This is a genomic window from Spirulina major PCC 6313 (genome assembly GCF_001890765.1).
GTDB lineage: Bacteria > Cyanobacteriota > Cyanobacteriia > Cyanobacteriales > Spirulinaceae > Spirulina > Spirulina major.
The window spans coordinates 1,856,056-1,874,863 of the sequence record NZ_KV878783.1 but is presented as its reverse complement, the minus strand read 5'-3'; the positions used below and the strand labels follow the sequence as shown (position 1 = coordinate 1,874,863).

19 protein-coding genes are annotated in these 18,808 nt (G+C 55.4%); 5 read left to right on the top strand and 14 right to left on the bottom strand.

Annotated features, from left to right (window positions below):
• Position 1: 1 nt before the first annotated feature.
• The 4 genes from SPI6313_RS08080 to SPI6313_RS08065 form a co-directional block, all read right to left on the bottom strand.
• Entirely contained in the window at positions 2 to 655 is a 654-nt protein-coding gene (locus tag SPI6313_RS08080) for a hypothetical protein (RefSeq protein WP_072620535.1), read from the bottom strand.
• A 140-nt stretch (positions 656 to 795) separates the two neighbouring features.
• Positions 796 to 1,659, bottom strand: a complete 864-nt coding sequence (locus SPI6313_RS08075; RefSeq protein ID WP_245788652.1) for an MOSC domain-containing protein — start codon at positions 1,657 to 1,659, stop codon at positions 796 to 798.
• Between the two features lie 25 nt (positions 1,660 to 1,684).
• Entirely contained in the window at positions 1,685 to 2,245 is a 561-nt protein-coding gene (locus SPI6313_RS08070) for a glutathione S-transferase family protein (protein WP_072620533.1), read from the bottom strand.
• 59 nt (positions 2,246 to 2,304) lie between these two features.
• A complete protein-coding gene (locus SPI6313_RS08065; RefSeq protein WP_072620532.1) occupies positions 2,305 to 2,766 on the bottom strand; it encodes a hypothetical protein in 462 nt (153 codons plus the stop codon).
• Between the two features lie 263 nt (positions 2,767 to 3,029).
• On the opposite strand from SPI6313_RS08065, the gene SPI6313_RS08060 reads away from it, so the two are divergent.
• Entirely contained in the window at positions 3,030 to 3,674 is a 645-nt protein-coding gene (locus tag SPI6313_RS08060) for a tetratricopeptide repeat protein (protein WP_072620531.1), read from the top strand.
• Between the two features lie 173 nt (positions 3,675 to 3,847).
• On the opposite strand, the gene SPI6313_RS08055 is transcribed toward SPI6313_RS08060, so the two are convergent.
• From SPI6313_RS08055 to SPI6313_RS08045, 3 genes are read right to left on the bottom strand one after another with little or no spacing between them, the layout of a single operon-like run.
• Positions 3,848 to 4,222 (bottom strand): hypothetical protein, encoded by a 375-nt coding sequence (locus SPI6313_RS08055; RefSeq protein WP_072620530.1) that lies wholly within the window; start codon positions 4,220 to 4,222, stop codon positions 3,848 to 3,850.
• A gap of 2 nt (positions 4,223 to 4,224) precedes the next feature.
• Positions 4,225 to 4,428, bottom strand: coding sequence for a hypothetical protein (locus SPI6313_RS08050; RefSeq protein ID WP_072620529.1), 204 nt, complete (start codon positions 4,426 to 4,428; stop codon positions 4,225 to 4,227).
• Positions 4,429 to 4,433: 5 nt separating this feature from the next.
• The gene (locus SPI6313_RS08045; RefSeq protein WP_072620528.1) at positions 4,434 to 4,664 is read right to left on the bottom strand and encodes a hypothetical protein; all 231 of its coding nucleotides are present in this window, start codon (positions 4,662 to 4,664) and stop codon (positions 4,434 to 4,436) included.
• A 228-nt stretch (positions 4,665 to 4,892) separates the two neighbouring features.
• Between SPI6313_RS08045 and ppk1 the strand changes: the two genes are divergently transcribed.
• The gene (gene ppk1, locus SPI6313_RS08040; RefSeq protein ID WP_072620527.1) at positions 4,893 to 7,058 is read left to right on the top strand and encodes a polyphosphate kinase 1; all 2,166 of its coding nucleotides are present in this window, start codon (positions 4,893 to 4,895) and stop codon (positions 7,056 to 7,058) included.
• Between the two features lie 261 nt (positions 7,059 to 7,319).
• Here ppk1 and SPI6313_RS08035 read toward each other — a convergent pair whose 3' ends face one another.
• The 4 genes from SPI6313_RS08035 to SPI6313_RS08020 form a co-directional block, all read right to left on the bottom strand.
• Entirely contained in the window at positions 7,320 to 7,832 is a 513-nt protein-coding gene (locus tag SPI6313_RS08035; RefSeq protein ID WP_217650759.1) for a peroxiredoxin, read from the bottom strand.
• Positions 7,833 to 7,938: 106 nt separating this feature from the next.
• Positions 7,939 to 8,967, bottom strand: a complete 1,029-nt coding sequence (locus SPI6313_RS08030; RefSeq protein ID WP_072620526.1) for a sirohydrochlorin chelatase — start codon at positions 8,965 to 8,967, stop codon at positions 7,939 to 7,941.
• 301 nt (positions 8,968 to 9,268) lie between these two features.
• On the bottom strand, positions 9,269 to 10,336 hold the full coding sequence (locus SPI6313_RS08025) for an Rpn family recombination-promoting nuclease/putative transposase (RefSeq protein ID WP_072620525.1): 1,068 nt from the start codon (positions 10,334 to 10,336) through the stop codon (positions 9,269 to 9,271).
• Positions 10,337 to 10,341: 5 nt separating this feature from the next.
• Positions 10,342 to 11,517, bottom strand: coding sequence for a substrate-binding domain-containing protein (locus SPI6313_RS08020; RefSeq protein ID WP_072620524.1), 1,176 nt, complete (start codon positions 11,515 to 11,517; stop codon positions 10,342 to 10,344).
• Between the two features lie 262 nt (positions 11,518 to 11,779).
• Between SPI6313_RS08020 and SPI6313_RS08015 the strand changes: the two genes are divergently transcribed.
• Entirely contained in the window at positions 11,780 to 12,304 is a 525-nt protein-coding gene (locus SPI6313_RS08015; protein WP_072620523.1) for a DUF4330 domain-containing protein, read from the top strand.
• Here the strand turns inward: SPI6313_RS08015 and SPI6313_RS23425 are convergent.
• Positions 12,301 to 12,453, bottom strand: a complete 153-nt coding sequence (locus SPI6313_RS23425; RefSeq protein WP_175551099.1) for a hypothetical protein — start codon at positions 12,451 to 12,453, stop codon at positions 12,301 to 12,303. The genes SPI6313_RS08015 and SPI6313_RS23425 overlap by 4 nt on opposite strands.
• A 255-nt stretch (positions 12,454 to 12,708) precedes the next feature.
• On the opposite strand from SPI6313_RS23425, the gene SPI6313_RS08010 reads away from it, so the two are divergent.
• Positions 12,709 to 13,104 (top strand): response regulator, encoded by a 396-nt coding sequence (locus SPI6313_RS08010; protein WP_072623054.1) that lies wholly within the window; start codon positions 12,709 to 12,711, stop codon positions 13,102 to 13,104.
• A gap of 49 nt (positions 13,105 to 13,153) precedes the next feature.
• Here SPI6313_RS08010 and SPI6313_RS08005 read toward each other — a convergent pair whose 3' ends face one another.
• Positions 13,154 to 16,987, bottom strand: a complete 3,834-nt coding sequence (locus SPI6313_RS08005) for a hypothetical protein (RefSeq protein ID WP_139276583.1) — start codon at positions 16,985 to 16,987, stop codon at positions 13,154 to 13,156.
• Positions 16,988 to 17,052: 65 nt separating this feature from the next.
• Between SPI6313_RS08005 and SPI6313_RS23420 the strand changes: the two genes are divergently transcribed.
• The gene (locus SPI6313_RS23420; RefSeq protein WP_175551098.1) at positions 17,053 to 17,544 is read left to right on the top strand and encodes a hypothetical protein; all 492 of its coding nucleotides are present in this window, start codon (positions 17,053 to 17,055) and stop codon (positions 17,542 to 17,544) included.
• 39 nt (positions 17,545 to 17,583) lie between these two features.
• Here SPI6313_RS23420 and SPI6313_RS07995 read toward each other — a convergent pair whose 3' ends face one another.
• A complete protein-coding gene (locus SPI6313_RS07995; protein ID WP_072620520.1) occupies positions 17,584 to 18,534 on the bottom strand; it encodes a DUF11 domain-containing protein in 951 nt (316 codons plus the stop codon).
• Positions 18,535 to 18,808 lie beyond the last annotated feature (274 nt).

Below are 18,808 nucleotides of genomic sequence, written 5' to 3'. Positions count from 1 at the left end.
CCTACAAATACCACCGCTGCGAGATGTAGTCATACCGCCACCCGGTGCGCATTTCGATAAATTCCGCCTCGGTGATCTCCAGATAGTCCGCCATGGGCCGAATCAGATCAGGGTTGAGAAAGGTTTGCTCGTAGAGTTCGGCGAGGGTTAAGCCGCCCGATTCTTGGGGTTGAGAGGGTTCTGGGGGCATATTGGGCGGGGGAGGGGGGGGAAAGTCTAATACGGTGGCAGCAATCGATCGGGGGGCGGTGGGGGTGAGGGGTGGGGAGGGTTCCGGGTCAGGATGGATCATTGTTTGGAACAGAGCTTCGAGGTTCGCGATGCGATCGCCGAGATATTCTAATTCGCTGAGGATGGCGTGGCTATCAGTAGCGGGCACAGGGGGCAATTGAGCGGCGAAGGTGTCGAGTTGGGTTTGCAGGGCGGTGGTAATCTGTGCGAGCAGTACATCAGTATTGAGGGCTAGATCTGAAGCGGGTGCTTGAGACGGGTGTTCCGTTGTCGATTGTGTCGCGTTTGGGGTTTTGATCCACTGCTCTAGCACGTCGCGCACCACATCAGCCCTTGTACATCCTGTTTGCTGGGCGCGGTGTTGAAGCTGTTCGATCAGTTCAAGATCCAAGTTACAACCAACATGTTTTTTTTGGGCAGCCATGGTTCACCTCTCAAAACACCCTAAGCTTATCAGGGGACAACAAAACCCTCTGCATTTTAAACCAGAAAAATGCACGGAAATCTCAAGTATGGAGGGCACTCCCCTGCAACCTTCACCTGGCCAAGGCGTGGGGTTTGGGATTAAAGACGCGGCCGGGGGCCGGTGGTGAGAATTTCGAGGCGATTGCCCCGTTGCAGATATCCCAGGGTTTGGGGGACAAGGTTTTCGCCAAAGAGGAGTTTGCTCTGCTGGCGGCGGAAGGTGGCAAGGGTTTTGAGGGGTTCTTGGTGGGGATTGCGATCGCCGCTGGTTTGATCCGTAGTGGTGATGATGCAGCGATCGCAGGGCTTGACCGAGTCAAACCGCACCGCACCGATTTGCAGCGATCGCCAATCATCCTCAGCAAAGGCGCGATCGGGGTCGAGGTCAATCACCACATTGGGGCGAAACTGACCCATGGAAATCGGAGCAGCCGCCGGATCAGCGGCTTGAATGCGGCGATTCAACTCCCCTAACGAGGCCGTCGTCGTCAGCAACAGTGGATAGCCATCGGCAAAACTCACCGTTGCCCCTGGTGCATAGTCCGGATTGGTGGGGCGGGGGTAAGTCGGCAATTGGCGCACCAATCGACAGGGGGTATCGATTAATGCCGTCAACCAAGCCGCGATCGCATCCCCTTGATCTAACGCCATCGTCCGAGTTTTCCACACCTGCACCGCCCGCTCGGTTCCCGTCCCAAAACGCGGCACAGCGATCGGGTCGAGCGCCCCACGACCATCCGACAACACCAACTGTTCAGCATCCAGTGCCACCCCAATCTGCGCCATCTGGGGATGGGTGCGCTGACTGAGAAATTGACCCTGAACATCCACGATCATCCAATGGCGATCCTGAGATAGTCCCGTCGGTGTCACCTCGATCTGCTCCACCGCTATCCCCCGACAGGATTTCACCGGATAAATCCATAGCTCACTCACTTGCATCGGCTCCCCCTGGTTTCTCATGCCTCGATCCATCGTGCCCGTTGCCCTAATCCTTCTGTTTCAAGATCGCGGATCGAAAGGCCGGTCGCTCCCCCAGTCGCTCTAAATAAGCCTGAATTTGAGGATAAGGGCGATAGTCCACCTGAAACATGATCGGCAAAAAGGCCAAAATTGACCCCACGGCCACATCCACCACCGACAGACTTTCCCCCATGAAGTAGGGGCGCGGTGTGAGCCGGTCTTCTAGCGGGCTGAGGAGGCGCGGCAGTTGTTCGGCGCGGGTGGCTTCGTTGAGGATGCCGGTGCTCAGGGTGGTGTTGCCGTAGAAGACCCATTGCAGAATTTCGGCGCGGGCTTCGGGGCTGTTGGGGAGATGGCGATATTTTTCGGCGAGGTAGAGCAAGATCGCGCCGGATTCCCAAAGGATAAAGTCACCATCGGCGATCGCTGGCACTTTGCCCACAGGGTTAATTGCCAAGAATTCCGGCTGGCGGTGTTCCCCCGCCGCTAGATCCACTGTCACGAACTCGTAAGGAATGGCAAATTCGTCTAAATACCATTGAATAATAGACGCTCGGCTTCGCTCGCTACCGTAAAGTTTCAGCATGAAATTCGCAAAAGATTAGAACCTAAACAACTCTGCCCTGGGCGCGTGGTGCTCGCAGTCTACAGCACTTGGTGGGTGTAGCTGTGCTGTTTGACGTTGTCTTCCGTGCTCACGACATTTTCAGTATTTAACACCCGTTTGCGTTCGGTGGAGTAGTTAAAATCATCCTTTTTTTCCCCCACGGGCAAGAGTGCTTGCGCCGCTTGCGATCGCTTATAGGTACGGGACGCAGCGACGGCACGGGTGGCAAATTCATCGCAAAACTGCGCCTCACCCGGAAATTCCGACGGCATCCGGAGGTTGTCCCCTTCAAAAAACTCCGCCAGGGTTTTACCGTAGGCCACTTGATAGGAAGTGGGAATCCCTTTGTAGAGGGCTTCGAGGGCGGCTGAGGGAATGGGTTCAACCACATGGATCTCGCGCACTTCCCCTTCATCGCGGATAAAACAGGTGGCTAGCCCAAAGACGCAATAATCGCTGTCGCTCACATCAGGGGCATTGGGAAATAAAGAGGTCGTCATAAAATTAATCTGTAATTTGGCGTTAAGGTTCACGAATTTCCATCTCAATGGATCGTACCAAGTCTCGCTCGGCTGAACTCAATTCCTAAACATCACTCAACAGTGCAGTGGTTTGCGAAATCGGTGGACGAGGTGATGTAGGTAAGTCTAAGTGAGTTTGGCAGGCTTCAGGGCAGACAGTCTGAAAGAGTGACACACCCGATACCCCAGCCATACTCTCAACAGCCTAGGCTAAAGTCATCGTTCCGTGGAGGTAGGTCGTTATGGGTTGGCAATCGCGAGCAAGTCAAGGGATGCAGGCGGGTTGGGCAGAAACTTCTGAGCGTGAATATCGCGATTTAGTGCTGAGGGCGGTGAATGGTGGTGACTATCAAGAAGCGATCGCCTTACTCGATCACCTCATCACCCACTACCCCGAAAATGCGATCGACTATAACAATCGGGGCTTGATGTATTTTCGACTGGGACGCTACAGCGAAGCCCAGGCCGACTATTGCCGCGCCCTTGACCTCAATCCGCGCCTCGACAGTGCCTACAATAACCGGGCCAACTGCGCCGTGGCTCAGGGCCAACTGGCCGATGCGATCGCTGACTATCAAATCGCCCTCGACTTCAACCCCGGTAATCTCCACGCCTGGATCAACCAAGGCATCACCTACCGCGATATGGGCCTCTATGACCTCGCCCTCGAAAACTTTGACCTCGTGCTGATTCTGGGCAAACGCCTCAAAGGCCGAGTCTACGGCGAACGTGGACGCACCTACCATCTGCGGGGGGACTGGAATTCTGCGATCGCCGACTACCAACGCGCCCTCGACCACCTCTCCAACTCCTTCTCCTCCCGCCGCTACGGCAAACAAGTCGAACAGTGGCGCAGCGAACTCCTCAACCCCACCCTCACCGCCTAACGCTCCCCTCAAGGGATCTAGAACCGCTTGTCACCTAGCCACTAACACAGTATCTACTCAACATTTTTGCTTTTAAAGCTCTAACGATGCACGAGTCGGCCTGTTTGATCGTGGCTGCTATCCCAGGATTGATAAATATTCGTAATTAGTTGTTGTTTCATATTTCACAACTCTCAAACCCGCTCTAAATATAAGTAACTTCGATCTTCCACACAGTTCAAAATTTCATGGAGCTTCCGTAGCCCATAACTGGCGGCTAGATACTCTCCCTTTGTGGGGGCATCCCCTAATCGTGACAACATCGTCGCACTTTCTTGGGTAATCCACTCTTTAAAAAACTCCCGAAACCGTTGCCGATTGGGAATTAAACCCTTCTCTAATGGCACAACCTGTAACGGATAATCATCCCCCTCCACTGAAAGTACCATCGCCTGAGAAGAGCCAATCTCAGCAAAATCCGACTGAGCCAGACGCTCAAAAAAAGATGTGGAACACTCAATAACACGAGGCTCAGTCGCAGCATCGCCGTAGAACGTAATATCCAGCATTGTTACTCCTCCTCAGCTTCAACAGTCATAAACTCAGCTTCCGGGATTCGTTCAGCCCAGGCAATGCCCGCCTCATCAAACAACATTTTAGCCGTCTGGGAGATTTGCCCCGTTGTCACTACCGCCGCAATTGACCCCTTGGCGATCAGTGTTCGTGCCAACCCTGGATAAATGAATTTACGGGTTTTAACCTCAACATATTGCATGATGCTTACTCCTGCTTATTGTACCGAGCATTCAAGTCCCGCACCAACTGCTGCACCGCAGGAATATCTGCCGCATTCACCACCAGAATGTCACCTCGAACATCATCCCCAACCGTTCGTTGGGCTGTGATACCCTGTGCTGCCATTGCCTCGATTAGCCAGCCGATCAAGTGCTTGTGGACCTGTAGGCTGTAAATCTTGCGGTCTTCATCAGTATCCCATTGGGGTTCTGGCATTATGCACCTGACTCGTTTGCTTTGTTTCAGTGCGATCGCGAATCTCGCAGGGTGTGTTAGCGCAGCGTAACGCACCGGAGATAAATGCTTAACACCTCTAGCTATTCAACAAATTAAAATATGTCATGATACTGGGGTGCGATCGCTCGTCTTAACGGGATCATAATTTAGCATCGTCGCCACTCAAGTTAGGATCTAAAGAACAATCTTGTCGTTCGCCCAGCGGTCATGGCTAAAACCTCCTCCCGTCAATCCCCCAGCACCATCGACTTCACCGACCCGCAATACTACTTCAACCGTGAACTCAGTTGGCTGGAATTTAACGCCCGCGTCTTAGCTGAAGGCCTTGACGATCGCACCCTCCTCCTCGATCGCCTCAAATTCCTCGCCATCTTCAGTTCCAACTTGGATGAATTCTTCATGGTGCGCGTCGCCGGACTCAAGCAACAAGTGGCCGCCGACGTTCACAAACTCACCCCCGACGGCCACAGCCCCAGCGACCAACTCGAATCGATCACCCAACGCCTCCGCCCCCTCCTCCAACAACAAGACCAAACCTTTGAAAACCACCTCCGCACCCAACTCGCCAGCGAAGGAGTCTACCTCGTCAACCACGTAGACCTCAACCAAGAACAACGCCAATACCTCCACGACTACTTCGACGAACATATTTCCCCCGTCCTCACCCCCCTCGCCGTTGACCCTAGCCACCCCTTCCCCTACATTTCCAACCTCAGCCTCAACCTCGCCGTCCTCGTCAAAGACCCCGACACCAACGAAGAACTCTTCGCCCGGATCAAAGTCCCCCGCGTCCTCTCCCGCTTCGTCAAACTCCCCAAACACCTCCGCCAAGCCGGAGAAGTCCCCGCCGTCTGGACGGGCATTCCCATCGAACAGGTGATCGCCCACAACCTCGACACCCTCTTCCCTGGGATGCACGTTCAGGAGTGCTACCCTTTCCGCATTACCCGCAACGCCGACCTCTCCGTCGAAGAAGACGAAGCCGACGATTTACTACTCGCCATTGAACAAGAACTGCGCAAACGTCGCTTTGGTGGGTCTGCCGTGCGCATGGAAATCCAAGCCTCCATGCCCGACAGCGTTCGCTCCACCTTAATGCGAGCGTTGGAACTCGAAGATGATGATGTGTTTGCCTTTGAAAGTTTGCTCGGCTTAAATGATTTAATGTCCCTCGCCGCGCTGCCCTTACCCCACCTCAAAGAACCCGGTTGGACTCCCATCGTCCCCCTGCGGATTCAGCGGATGCTCGAAGCCGCCGAAGCCAAACATAAACTCGACCGCGACGATGGCGAAAATATTTTCGACCTGATTACCCATGGGGATTTACTCGTTCATCATCCCTACCATTCTTTTCGCGCTACGGTTCAGGAATTCATCACCCAAGCCGCCGAAGATCCCCAAGTCCTAGCGATCAAGATGACGCTGTATCGCACCTCTGGGGATTCTCCGATTGTGAATGCCCTCATTTCCGCCGCTGAAAATGGGAAACAGGTGGTGGCGCTGGTGGAGTTAAAAGCCCGGTTTGATGAGGAAAACAATATTCAATGGGCGAAACAATTGGAGCGAGCCGGGGTTCACGTTGTCTATGGTCTAGTGGGCTTGAAAACCCATACAAAAATCACCCTCGTTGTTCGCCAAGAGGAAGAACATATTCGCCGCTATGTCCACATCGGCACGGGGAACTACAACCCGAAAACCGCCCGCCTCTATACCGATTTGGGGCTGTTGAGTCGGCGGGATGATTTGGGGGCGGATCTGACGGATTTGTTTAATTATTTGACGGGCTATTCGCGGCAGAAGTCCTATCGGCGGTTGTTGGTGTCGCCGGTGAATTTGCGCGATCGCATGACCGCCCTGATTGACCGCGAAATCGCCCACAGCCAAGCCGGAGCCTCCGGTCGCATCGTCGCCAAAATGAACTCCCTCGTCGATCCGAAAATCATCGCCAAACTCTATGCCGCCTCCCAAGCCGGTGTCCAGATTGACCTGATTATCCGGGGCATTTGCTGCCTGCGTCCCGGCCTCCCTGGTGTGAGCGACAACATCAACGTGATCAGCATCGTCGGCAACCTCCTGGAACATTCCCGGATTTTTTACTTCCACAACCAAGGCACAGAAGAAATCTACATCGGGTCTGCCGATTGGATGCGCCGCAACCTCGATCGCCGCGTCGAAGCCGTCACCCCCATTGATGATCCCACTCTTCGCGCCGACCTCCAGGAAATCCTCGGCATCATGCTCGCCGACAACCGCCAAGCCTGGGAACTCCAGCCCGATGGCTCCTATGTGCAACGCCATCCCCCTGCCCCCGACCAAAGTCGCAGTTCCCAAAAACTACTGATGGAAATGACCCTCCATCAAGGTGGTTTTTAGACAGACCTAAAACAAGCCCATCCTTTGCCCGTTTGCCCATATCACATCTGCCTTCGCTCAACGTGACAATCCCCACGCCTTATGGAGGTTAACGATTCAATCCGGTCATTGAAAAAGGCTCTAAACCTCTAGCGAGCAAGATGCTCGCATGACGGAATTACCGGATTATTTCCTTAAGTTTCATGGGGCGCGGGGATTGTCAATGACTCCAGGGGAAAAAGTCATAGTGATGATGTTTGCCCTGGGAGGTTTGGGGTTTGCTTAGGCTTGCAATTCATCGAGGCGGGCGAGGACTTCGGCGCTGTGAACGGCGGGACGGACACCGAGATAGGTTTCGCGCAGGATACCGTCGGGATCGATGAGGTAGGTATGGCGCAGGGAGACGAAGCCGAGCCAAGAGCCGTAGGTTTTGCTGACGTTGCCGCCTTGATCGGCGAGGAGGGGGAATTTTAGCCCTTCGCTGTCGCAGAATTCTTGGTGTGATTCCAGGTCATCGGCACTCACGCCCAGAATTTGGGTGTTGCGATCGCTGTATTGCGACAAGTCTTGCTGAAAGCGTTTGGCTTCGAGGGTGCAGCCAGCGGTGAAGTCTTTGGGATAGAAGTACAGAACCACCCATTGACCGCGATAGTCAGAGAGGCTGATTTCGCCGTCGCCGGTATTGGTGGGTAGGGTGAAGTCGGGAGCGGGTTGGCCGATGGGGGGCTGTTTGCCGCCGAGGGCGTAGGCGCTGGGAGCGGTGAAGCCGCAGCCAAGGAGGCTGAGGCAGAACATGAGGAATCCGGTAATGAGATGACGACGGGTGATCATGATGGGTTGATCAAGAGGATAGATTGGGTTTGCCGTTGGCATTGTACCGGATTCCTCCGGGTGAGGGGGGCTAGGGGACTTGCCAGATGCGATCGTGGTAGGCCTGGGGTTCGGCGTAGGGGTCGGGCGCACTGTGGTTGTGATCGTGGCCGTGGGCGTGATCGTGGTGATGGCCGTGATCGTGACCGTGGCCGTGATCATGGCCATGGTGATGGCCGGGTTCTGCGCCGTTGAGGGCAGCGAGGCGAAACTTGCACATTTCGCAGTTCATGTTGACTTGGCCGGTTTGGGTTTCGATTTCGCGATCGCGCAACACCCGCAACAATTGCGGATGAATCCCCATTTCCGGCAACGAGGTCACCTCAATGCCGGGGAATTGGACCTGCTGTTCATCGGCAATCCGGAAAATCTTCTGCATCAACACCCCGGTAAACATGAAATAGGGCAAAACGATAATCCGCTTCGGGTTGTAATACCGAGCGCGGGCAAACCCTTCTTCCAGGCGGGGATGGGTAATGCCAATAAAACACACTTCAACGGTTTTGTAGCCACTACCTTCCCACACCATCCGCGCTAACTTACACACATCCCCATTGGCATCGGGATCACTCGAACCCCGGCCCACAAACAATAACACCGTTTCTTCGCGGGGGATTTGGTGGGGATTATGCTTAGGGGTATCGAGTTGGGCGAGGCGATCGCGCCACAGGTCAAGAATCGGCGGCGTAATCCCAAAATGACGACCATAATTAAACGTCACCTGGGGATAGAGTCCACGGGCGCGATCGAGTTCATTTGTCACATCAAACTTATTATGGCGGGCTGCAAACAGCAAAATCGGCAGGGCAGATAACTCCGTAAACCCTTCCGCCACGCAGCGTTCCACCCCTTCGAGAATCGTCGGTGTCGTCAATTCCAGAAAGCACGGAATCACCGGACGCACCGGATCAAGGGCTTCGTAAGCCTTGGCAAAATCAATAAACGTCTGACGGCCAGCCGGATCTTTCGTGCCGTGGCCAATCAGGAGCAGAGGACGATGAATCGGCAACGGCGGTAAGGTCAGCGCCTCCCCCAGGGTATCCACAACAGACTCAGGCATTAACTTTGGTAATCGGTAATATGTGCCTTGATATCATAGCGATTCCCCCGATCGAGAATAAATGCCGATGCAGGGGATGGGGGTGCGGTTTGTCTCCGGGAAATTGCTGCCCCAATCTGAACGGTAGACCCCCAAACCGTGAAGTCAGAGCAGCGAGAAGCAGGCAGCGAGCGAGACGCTCGCACGACAGAGGCCTAATTTAAAGGCAGTGTGAGCCTCTGGCTCACTAATCCTAAATCTGATCTACACTCCACTCCTAGATCTGAATCTACACTCCACCGGAGCCGATAAATACTGGGCGTTAGCCGTTTGCGTCCAACCATTCGCGCAATTCAAGATCCGTGATGAAGTCCCAAGCCGCTTCGGCCAAGGCTTCTAACTTGTCACTGGAGAGGGCTTTAATACTTTTTTGCACCTCTGGCTCTAACTTGCCAAACCGACGACTGAGGAGGCGCATCACAATTCCCTGTTGACCCAGTTGTACCCCTTCTTGGCGACCCAACTGCATCCCTTGGTTTTTCCCTTGGCGCACCCCTTCTTTGTAGCCCTCTTCGCGACCCTGTTGAATGCCTTCTTGTACCCCTTCGGTGCGGCCCTGTTGCACCCCTTCGCGAATCCCTTGGACTTTGCCCATTTCCACCCCTTCTTTGAGACCTTCTTCCCGACCGAAGGAGAGCGATCGCCGCTGATCCGCAATGAAAAAGAGTTGCTGTTGATACACATCAAACTCTTCACGATTGAGGAGATCTTCCCGTGCCAGTTCAAAGGCTTGGCGAATTTCCGGCACTTGGCGCAAGGGGTCGGGCGGGGTGTCGAGTTTTTCGGCATTTTTCAGGAAATAAATCCAAAAATCCGCCAGGGTTTCTAACTGATGTAATTCTTTTTGAAACTTCGGCAATTCCACAAACACTAAGCCCAATTCATTATTGGGATAGTCAAACCCTTTTTCCACCTCTTGCAGGGCAAACCGTGACAAAACATCCGCGCTTTGCTCAAACATTGTGAAATCTGCCACCGTTAATGACAGCAACGGATTCACATCCCGCTGCACCTCTTCGCGGCTAATTTGAAACCCATAACTTTTCGCCGCGTTATACAACACCCGTTTCCCCAAGGTGGGCAGGTTCAGCACCTGTAATTCAACCACGCAGGTGTTGTTCCCGTTCAGTTGGGCGCGGGTGGTGAGGGGTGAATGCTGCACGCCGGGTAATTGGACGGTGAGATAGGGATCGCGGAGGGTGGTGGCTTCAATGACGGGCTGACTGTCGTACAGCAGGGCATTGAGAAAGCTGACGAGAAGGTCGGCGCTCTGAGCAGAACCGAAGATGCGTTTAAAGGCAAATTCTGTGCGGGGATCGATGAAGGCCATGGGTTTCAGGTGCTAGATGGGCTGGGGGAACGCAGCTTTCGCCACAATGTATCATATTGCAACTGTGTGGAAATCGGGAGAGGTTGGAGGAATTCGCTCCGGTTGAAAAGCTCGGCATTGGGGATGAAGGGACTGGCGTTTTGGAGGTCTTTGGGCCATTGGTCGAGGGGGAGGGTGGAGAGGATGGGGGAGAGTCCGTCGGTGAAGAGGGAGATGTTTTGGGCCGATCGCATCTGCCAACAGAAGTCAAGCCACCGTTGAGAGAGGGCGGTGGGGGTAGCGGTGGCGGGTTGCACCCAGAGGTCGCTCCAGAGGGCGGTGCCGGAGGTGGGAATGATGGCGCGGAGTTGGGGGTAGTTGGTGAGGGCGGGGATGATGTCCGTAGACCAGCCGACGGCGAGCCAGGTTTCTTTGATGGCGAGGGGATGGAGATATTTATTGTTGCTGTAGTAGCGGATTTGGGGGGCGAGGCTGTTGAGTTCGGCTGCGAGGCTGGGGAGGAGGGGGGTCAGGTTCCAGGTGTTGTAGGAGGCTCCGAGTTTTTTGAGGGTGAGGCCGATGATTTCGCGGGGTTGGTCGATGGCGGAGATGCGATCGCGCAATTCCGGTCGCCACAGATCTGCCCAATCCGTCGGGGGGGCGAGGCCCTGGTGTTTAAAAACATCGTGGTGATAGACGATCATCGTCGTGCCCCAGCGATAGGGCGCACCCCAGAGCGGCGCGGCGGAATCTTGACTGACGAAGCCCTCGCGATCGCGCCGTACCAACCCCTGCCAGCGGGGGGGTAATTGGGCCCAACTGGGCACAGTGGTCAGATCCAAGGGTTGGATTAAGCCCGCCCGGATTGCCGTCGCCAGCCAAGCATCGCCGAGGGTGACGAGTTCAGCGATCGCGGGTGTGCCGCGATTCACAAAGGGCAACCAATCCCAGCGATCGGACACGGGTTCTGTTTCAGTCTGCCACCGTTGCAATAGGGCCAGCAGATCGGCGAGAGTCGCCTCCGGTTGCAGGGCGATCGCGTCTTGGGCGATCGCTTGGCGAAACTCACGGATCACCTGCGGTGGAATCGACTGATTCAACGCCCGAACCTGCAACGCTCCCGGCCTAGCCTGACACCCACCCAACAACGGAGCCAACGCCACAGCCCCACTCCCCCATAGAAATGATCGACGACTTACCATAATCTTTGTACTCACATCCTTCAAGCAATGATTCGCCTTGCATCCCTATCAAACGATAGCCGCTAGACCGTGGCGCGATCCACTCTCGGCAAGCTTGACCTTCCGGCCTCAGCCATTTGAGCCATTTGAACGGTGTCATTCACCCATCACTCCCTCAAGAGCATACACCGTTCTTTGCTGTCGCCATTGGCTCACGATTACCCTAAACCAGTACAATCAAATCGCAGTAAACATTCCTCATGTTCAAGAGTAGGTAACGGCAATGTTGGATTCCAAAGGACGCTTATTTGGCAAACTCAGTATCTTAGATCTGGGCGCAGCCTTGATTATGGTGCTGGTGGTCATCGGCATTTTCTTTTTCCCTGGAACCACCGGGTCAATGGCCCAAATCAATACCGAAACCATTGAGTTTGATGTCTTAGTGCGGGGCTTAAGTATTCGCAACCCCCAAGCCTTGATGGAACAGTTAGCCGAGAATCCCAGCACGAGTATTGTTGTCCGCAATCAACCCAGTGATGCGATCGCGATTGAAGGGGTCGAACTCCTCGAACGCCAAGTCCTTGTCCCTCAACCGGATGGCAGCGTCAAATCCATGCCCGAACCCCGCACCGTCGAAAGCTTCAGCACCGATTTTCTGATCACGCTCCAAGCGGATGCCCAAATCACCGCTGGTGTACCCGTGGTCAACCAAAGTCAAATTAAGATCGGGACTCCCATTGAACTCGATGGCACAACCTACAACTTCAAAGGCAGCATTATTGAAGTCCGTAATGTTGCAGAGAATTAAGCGATCGCCCCCTCGCCCTCGATTTCTTCCGACTCAACCCGATGCCGATCGCAGACTAACCCGTTCACCTTCAAGTCTTCCGAGGCGACCAAATCGTTAGATTGGATGACGCAGTAAGCAATCCGCCCACTCATTACGTCGTCTTTCATCCCCGCAATCAATTGACGGGGCTTTCAGACTCCCGCACTATTTTCGTGAATTTGTTACATGGGTTTATAATGCGGGAGTCAGAGTTAAAGTATTGTTCTGAAGTACCCCTAAAGTTTGTCAACATCTGCAACTGTCGGAAACAATAGAAGTGGAGCCTAGATTCAGCACTGCGATCGTGCAAGCTGTTCTAATGATGTTCCTGCCCTCAAGCCTAATCCCTTGAGACTCATTTGCAAGGCGGAGAAACCTTTTTTATGTCTGCACCATCCCTCCATGCCCCCACAATTCTAGCCGTTGACGACAGCCCGATCATGCGCAAAATGATCCACCAAGCTCTCGAAGCGGACTATAACGTTTTGTTGGCTGATAATGCTGTAGATGCGCTGTCTTCAATTTATCATCAGCACATTGACCTCCTGCTCCTAGATGTCACCATGCCAGGGGTTGACGGACTAGAACTCTGCCGCACGGTGCGGAGTTTGCCCCAATTCAAGTCCCTCCCCATCATCATGCTGACGGCCCGTGACGGTGCTTTTGATAAAGTCCAAGGCCGCCTCGCCGGAGCCACGGAGTATTTAACGAAACCCTTTAACGGCGACAATCTGCGGACGACAGTGAATAACTTTATCCATGCCTCCCAAAAAAAGTAACCCCCCCCGCGACTAGCGGGGAAAGCACTGCGGCGGGTCGATTGGTGTATTAGGATGATTCCTCTGGGGGGCGAGCCACTGGGCGTTGACGACCGAAGCCCCGCAGGAGTTCGTTCACCTTCATTGTGACCCCGAAATAAAGCCCCCCATCGGAACGGTAGCCGCTGAAGTCGCGATCGCGCACCGACCCAAAACTATAGCCAATCCCAAACCGCAAATCCGGCGAGAGATAATAGCCCAGCTCCACCGCCGCGCCCAATTCCGTATAGCCCGCATCCGGTTGACCAATCACCCGCCCCTCTAGCACCGCATCATAGTGATACCCCAGGCGGCGCGTCACCCGCATCTGCCCCAAATGAATCGCGCTGCTGTTGCTGAAATTTTGGGCGAGATCCGTCTGACTGTGGCGGAGGGCATATTTACCGTAAAATTCCCACCGCCAATCCGGAGCGTAGATCGCTTCCATGGCGAGGGTATGATCGCGGCTTTGGGTTCCTGTGCCAAACAGCAGGGTTTCCGGGATGCTCGACGGATTGCGACGATATTCATAACTAAAGAGGGCATTAAAGCGATCGCTCTCCGGCGGTCGATAGGCCAAGCCCAATTTCAAACTCACCGTATCCGGCAACGCTTCGAGCAACCCGTTCGCGGCACTGGCCTGTTCAAACCGGAACAGCGTCGTTAAGGCTGGGGTAATTTTCCCCGTCGCCGCCGCCCCCAGCACCAGATTTTCCCCGGCGGAACTGACCCGCCGCTCCACCCGCGCCGAGGCCCGAAAATTCGCATTCGCCGTATATTCCAGGGCCGCGTTGTAGGATTCTCCCCCAAAAAATCCCAGGGAAGCCGCCGTTTGGCCCATCGCCACAGCCTGCGCGGTGCGTCGCCCCGCTGCGGTAGTTCCAAATAAATCATTTAACACCCGTTCGTAGCCCAAATTCAGACGCAACCCCGGCTCAATCACCCATTGATGGCGCAGCCCCACCGCCCCTTGCCCCATCCAGCCATTAATCCCACCGATGACGGAATAGCGGCTCGTGATGTCGGTGTTGCCCCACAGCTTGCGTGTGGCCACCGTATCGATCCGCGTAATCGAGTTATCACCAAACAGCCCACCATTCATAAACTGATGGGCCAGGCGCAGATCAATCCCCGGTGCAACGGCCCAATTGAGGCCGACGGTGGTGCGGTTGGGGTAGATGGGGTCGGCGGTTCCCATGGCCAGTTCATGCTTGGCGCGGAAGGTGAGGGTGTTGGTGAGGGGGGCGAGGAGGTTGGCGATAAATTGGGAGGCGTTGCTGTTGAGGTCGGGGTTGAGGCTGTCGGTGCGGTTACGGTTGACGAGTTCGTAGGAGGTGTTGACCGTGCCGATTTTTTTGCTGAGGCCGACGCGGAAGGTGCGGGTTTCGTTGTCGAGGGGGGTGTTACCGATGGGTTGAACGGTGGTGACGGTGTTGCTGTCGAAGAGGTCGAGGTTGTCTGCGATCGCCAAGGATGTGCCAAAGTTGGCTTCGTAGTCGTAGCTCACCGTCGCGCCCGTGGTCTCATCTAAACGCGCATTCAAGCTCAACCCGTAGCGGGTTTGGCCCGGTTGAAACGAGGTGGTGGCTTCGTTGGCAAAACCGCGCTCCACGGAATGATAATGGGCGTTAATCGTCAGGGGGTCGTTAATTTTTTTCGTCAGTTTGAGACGGTAGGCGGCTCCGGTGACTTGGCTGGTGCCGACGGTGATATCGCTGTAGGCGTATTCCGCGATCAGGCTGCCATCTTTGCCGAGGGGAAGATTGAGATCCGCACCGTAGAGTTCAAATTCGCGATCGCCCATATCCTCTTGCCAATAGCTCGTTGCTAGCCAACTGGGGCGATTGTAGTCGCGGGAAAAATTGTACTGGGCACGACCAGCAAAAATATTCGTGTTTTCGTCTTCTGTGCCCTCGTATTGGTAGGTAACAACGATTTGCTGCAATAGATCATCGCCAAACAGGTCACTATTGAGGCGTTCGATGGGACGACGAAAGAGGATCGTGCCGCGATCGTAGTCGATTTCATAATCCGGGCCCCGCTGCATGGCTTGGCGTTCTTGTACTAAGCCCGGTTGTTCGAGGGAAGCCTGTTCAATAAAGATATTTTCACTGCCGGGGATGACGAGGCGGTGGGAGAGGAAATAGTAGCCGCTAGTGCCGTCGGGGGCGATCGTGTCCCGCTGAAACCCGTTGACATTGCCGCTGTAAAAGCCGGAAATTTGCACGTTCCCAAAGTTGTAATTGCCTTTGAACCCGTTGAGTTGACGGGTGTTGGCGGTGAAAGTTTGGGAACTGCGGGCGAATTCGGTGGTGTGATAATCGCCCCACATCAGGTAATCCGGTTCTGCGCCGGGGGTGTCGGGGGTGCGTTCTAACCGGAGGTAATAGTTATCCATCGAGGGGGTAAGGTAGTCCACGGTGGAACTGTCGCCATAGACGGGGTAATCTTGCTCGCAATGTTGCGGCCCACGAAAGAGGCGGGAAATGCCGTCACAGGTTTCGTTGAGGGGGCGATCGCTATTCATCGCGCCGGTAAACAACCAATCCCCACTGCGCCCGATCGCAAACACCGACGCATCCACATCCACCGTCACATCGTCCAGATAATCCGGGTGGAGGAAGTCCCGCCGACTGCCCCAAAAATTCGTCGCCCTTGGCCCAACGCGAAAACTCACCACCCCCGACACCAACGAGGGCCGTAGATTCGTGGTGAATTGGGCTTGGGTATAGGCTTCGAGGACTGGGGACTCTGAGTCAGGCACGAGCGGTAATTCGGCCGAGGTGCGATCTCGCTCCGTTTCGCCGCCCAACTGCTCGACGAGATCCAACACGGCCGCCCGGATTTGCACCCGTTGCGTTTCCAAGGTCGAACGCAGCAACGCCTTAAAATTGCCGTCCACGGCTTCCACTTGAAACCCCGGCGCATCCTCATCAAAATCACCGCCCAAAAATTCCCCCGCACTCGTCGTCAGGGTCACCGTGAGCGACTCGGTGAAGCGTTCCCCTGTGGCCGTGGTGATCGTCCCTTCGAGGGGCAGGGTTGAGCGACCATCGGCGGGAATGATTGGATTGCCCACGGCAACAATGGCCAATTGCAACCCCTGGAACAGATCCCCCACTCCATCGGCATTCGCGTCAGGATTCAGCGGTGACGGCTTGACCGGGATCGGATCACCGGCATCAAGGCCATCTAGGGGGCTTGGGTCGATCGCGTCGGGATCAGGGCTGGGGATCGTGATTTCAAATTCGCGATCTACCTCTGCCGGATTGGGGGTGATTTCCTTGGTCTTGGTTTTGGCGGGCCAGAAACTGAAGGCTTCCGCAGCGATTAAGCCGGATGCGATCGCACTCACTCCCGCATCAATCGGTTGTTCTCCTGCTTCAGAATTTAACTCCTGGGCGGATTCTTCCATGAGGGTCGCGGCTGGAATCGCTGGGGTCTTTGCCCTAGCCCAAGGAAACTGTAAGGGGATCAGTTCAAAGTCTGGGGTCATTTCCGGCGTTGGCTCTGGCTGTGTTGCGATCGGGGAGTGCTCTAGACGCGATCGCGAAGCCGTGGCACTCGGAGCAATTGACTCTGACGCTGGGGCAACTTCTGACGCAACGGGAGCGTTGAGCAAGGGCCCCAGTTCAGCCCGCAAGGCTTCAAGTTCTCGCCGTTCGCTAGGACTCAGATCAGCAGGCATTGCCATGAGGCGATCGCCCCAAAAACTCACCTCCATCCAGGCCGGAACCGGAGGCTGAGGGGTGGAGGATTGGAGCGCGGCAGCACTGGGGCTTTCATCCCATGGCGCAACCGTCGGGGCCGTGTTTAATTCAGCGGCAGGGCGCAGCGTTGCCGGATCAGGGGCAGAAGATGCCACCGGTTCCGGATCGGTCGCAGCCGCGTTGAAGGAAGGGGTGATCGGCGGAGGATCAGGGGCCTGGTGTGCCGTTGACTCCGTCGCAGTCCCATGGCTTGGGGTCGGTGCGGCGATCGCTTCGGATGCGCGATCGCGCTCCGATGTACTTTCTTCTGCCGCCGTTTCTATGGATACGGGCGGCGGATTTATCACGCTTGCCGCTGGTGTGGGTGCGATCGCTTGAGGCGGGGGCGGGGGCGTTGCTTCAACCGGGTCAACGGGTGGCGGCGGGGGTGGGGGTAGCGGCGGTGGAGTGGCCGCAACGGGTTTCGGGGCAGGGGGTGGCGGCGGCGGCGGTGGAGTGGCCACAACGGGTTTCGGGGCCGGTGGTGGCGGCGGCGGCGGTGGAGTGGCCGCAACGGGTGCAGGCGGAGGTGGTGCTGCAAGAGGTTTCGGGGCGGGCGGGGGCGGCGTGGAAATTGTTTTCTCGGCAGATTTTTCCACAGCAGGCGGATGGTCTTGAGCCTGAGCCGGTGCGATCGCACCCCCCAGAATCACCACGGGCAGCGTGTAAGTAAGGCAAAAGAGCGAGAGATTAATCGACGGATTTGTTGACTTCATGACCCTTCGGATTCTGCAAGAGGTGTCACACCAAAATTCATCCGTGCCAACCCACCCGGTTCAAGACGCACCAGCCGCGCTAAACTATTACGCTCAATAAAATACCGATTCGGCGCGATCGTATAGCCCGGAACACTGGTTACATCCAAGGTTCCCATGCGATCGCCCGCCAACACATTCGCCATCGAAAACAAACCATCGGGATCAGTCGTAATCCGATTGCCGTTGTCCAGAAAAATCACCGCATTGGGAATTCCCGGTTCTCCCGGCTGCTGTTCCCCATCAAAATTGAGATCCTCAAACACCCGCCCGATCAACGTGCCACAGTCCGACAAAATCCCCGGTCGAATCGCCATCACATAGCTCGCCACATTACTCCGTGCTTCTTGGGCCACATTGCGCCCCGTCCCACGGATTGAATCGGGGGTTAATACTGCCGCGTAGATGATGGTCAGGGTTTCGCCTGCTTTGAGTTCGGGATAACGGATCGTCACTTCCCGCTGATTGGTCGTGATCGTGGGGGTAACAGCTTGATTTTGACCGTCACGGGTGAGAACCGTTTGCACCGATGCCGGGAGAAAATTAATCCCCAAGGGCAGTTGATCGGTTAAGACAATTTGATCCGCCGTTGATGAGCCGGTATTGCGCAACACCAAGCGATACACAGCAGTATCACCGGGTTCAGCAGCAGCCCGATCGGCGGTTTTAATCAGTTCGAGTTTAGCGGGTTCGGCGGTGAAGGTGGTGGAGTTGGAGGTGATGACGCTGGGCAGATTATCCCCATCGGCGGTGGCGGTGTTCTGAATTTCCGCCGCCTGACTCCATCGCCCACGATTGCCCAGACCACTGAGGGCGAGGGCAGCGATCGCCCCCCAGCACCCCAGCGTTAGGATTGCGATCGCAACCTTGCGTCGCCGTGCCCAAAATCTCCCACCGTCACGAATCATAGTTTGCTCGTTATCGTTTATTCCATGCAATGCGACCCTGAGCCAAATGGGTAGATGCTCTTCCTTCCCACCCTGGCTGACCCTCTCGAATTTTTCAAATCCCTGAATCATGAGGAATAGCAAGCACGCTAGACCAAGACTGCTGACTGTTTAAGACTGTGTAGATGCGAGCGACTGGACAGATATTCGCTTGCTAGAGATTATAGCCGACCAACTTCCCAGACCCTAAAATTTGGGTTTCGGCCGCAATCGTCGCTGAAAACGCGATAATGTA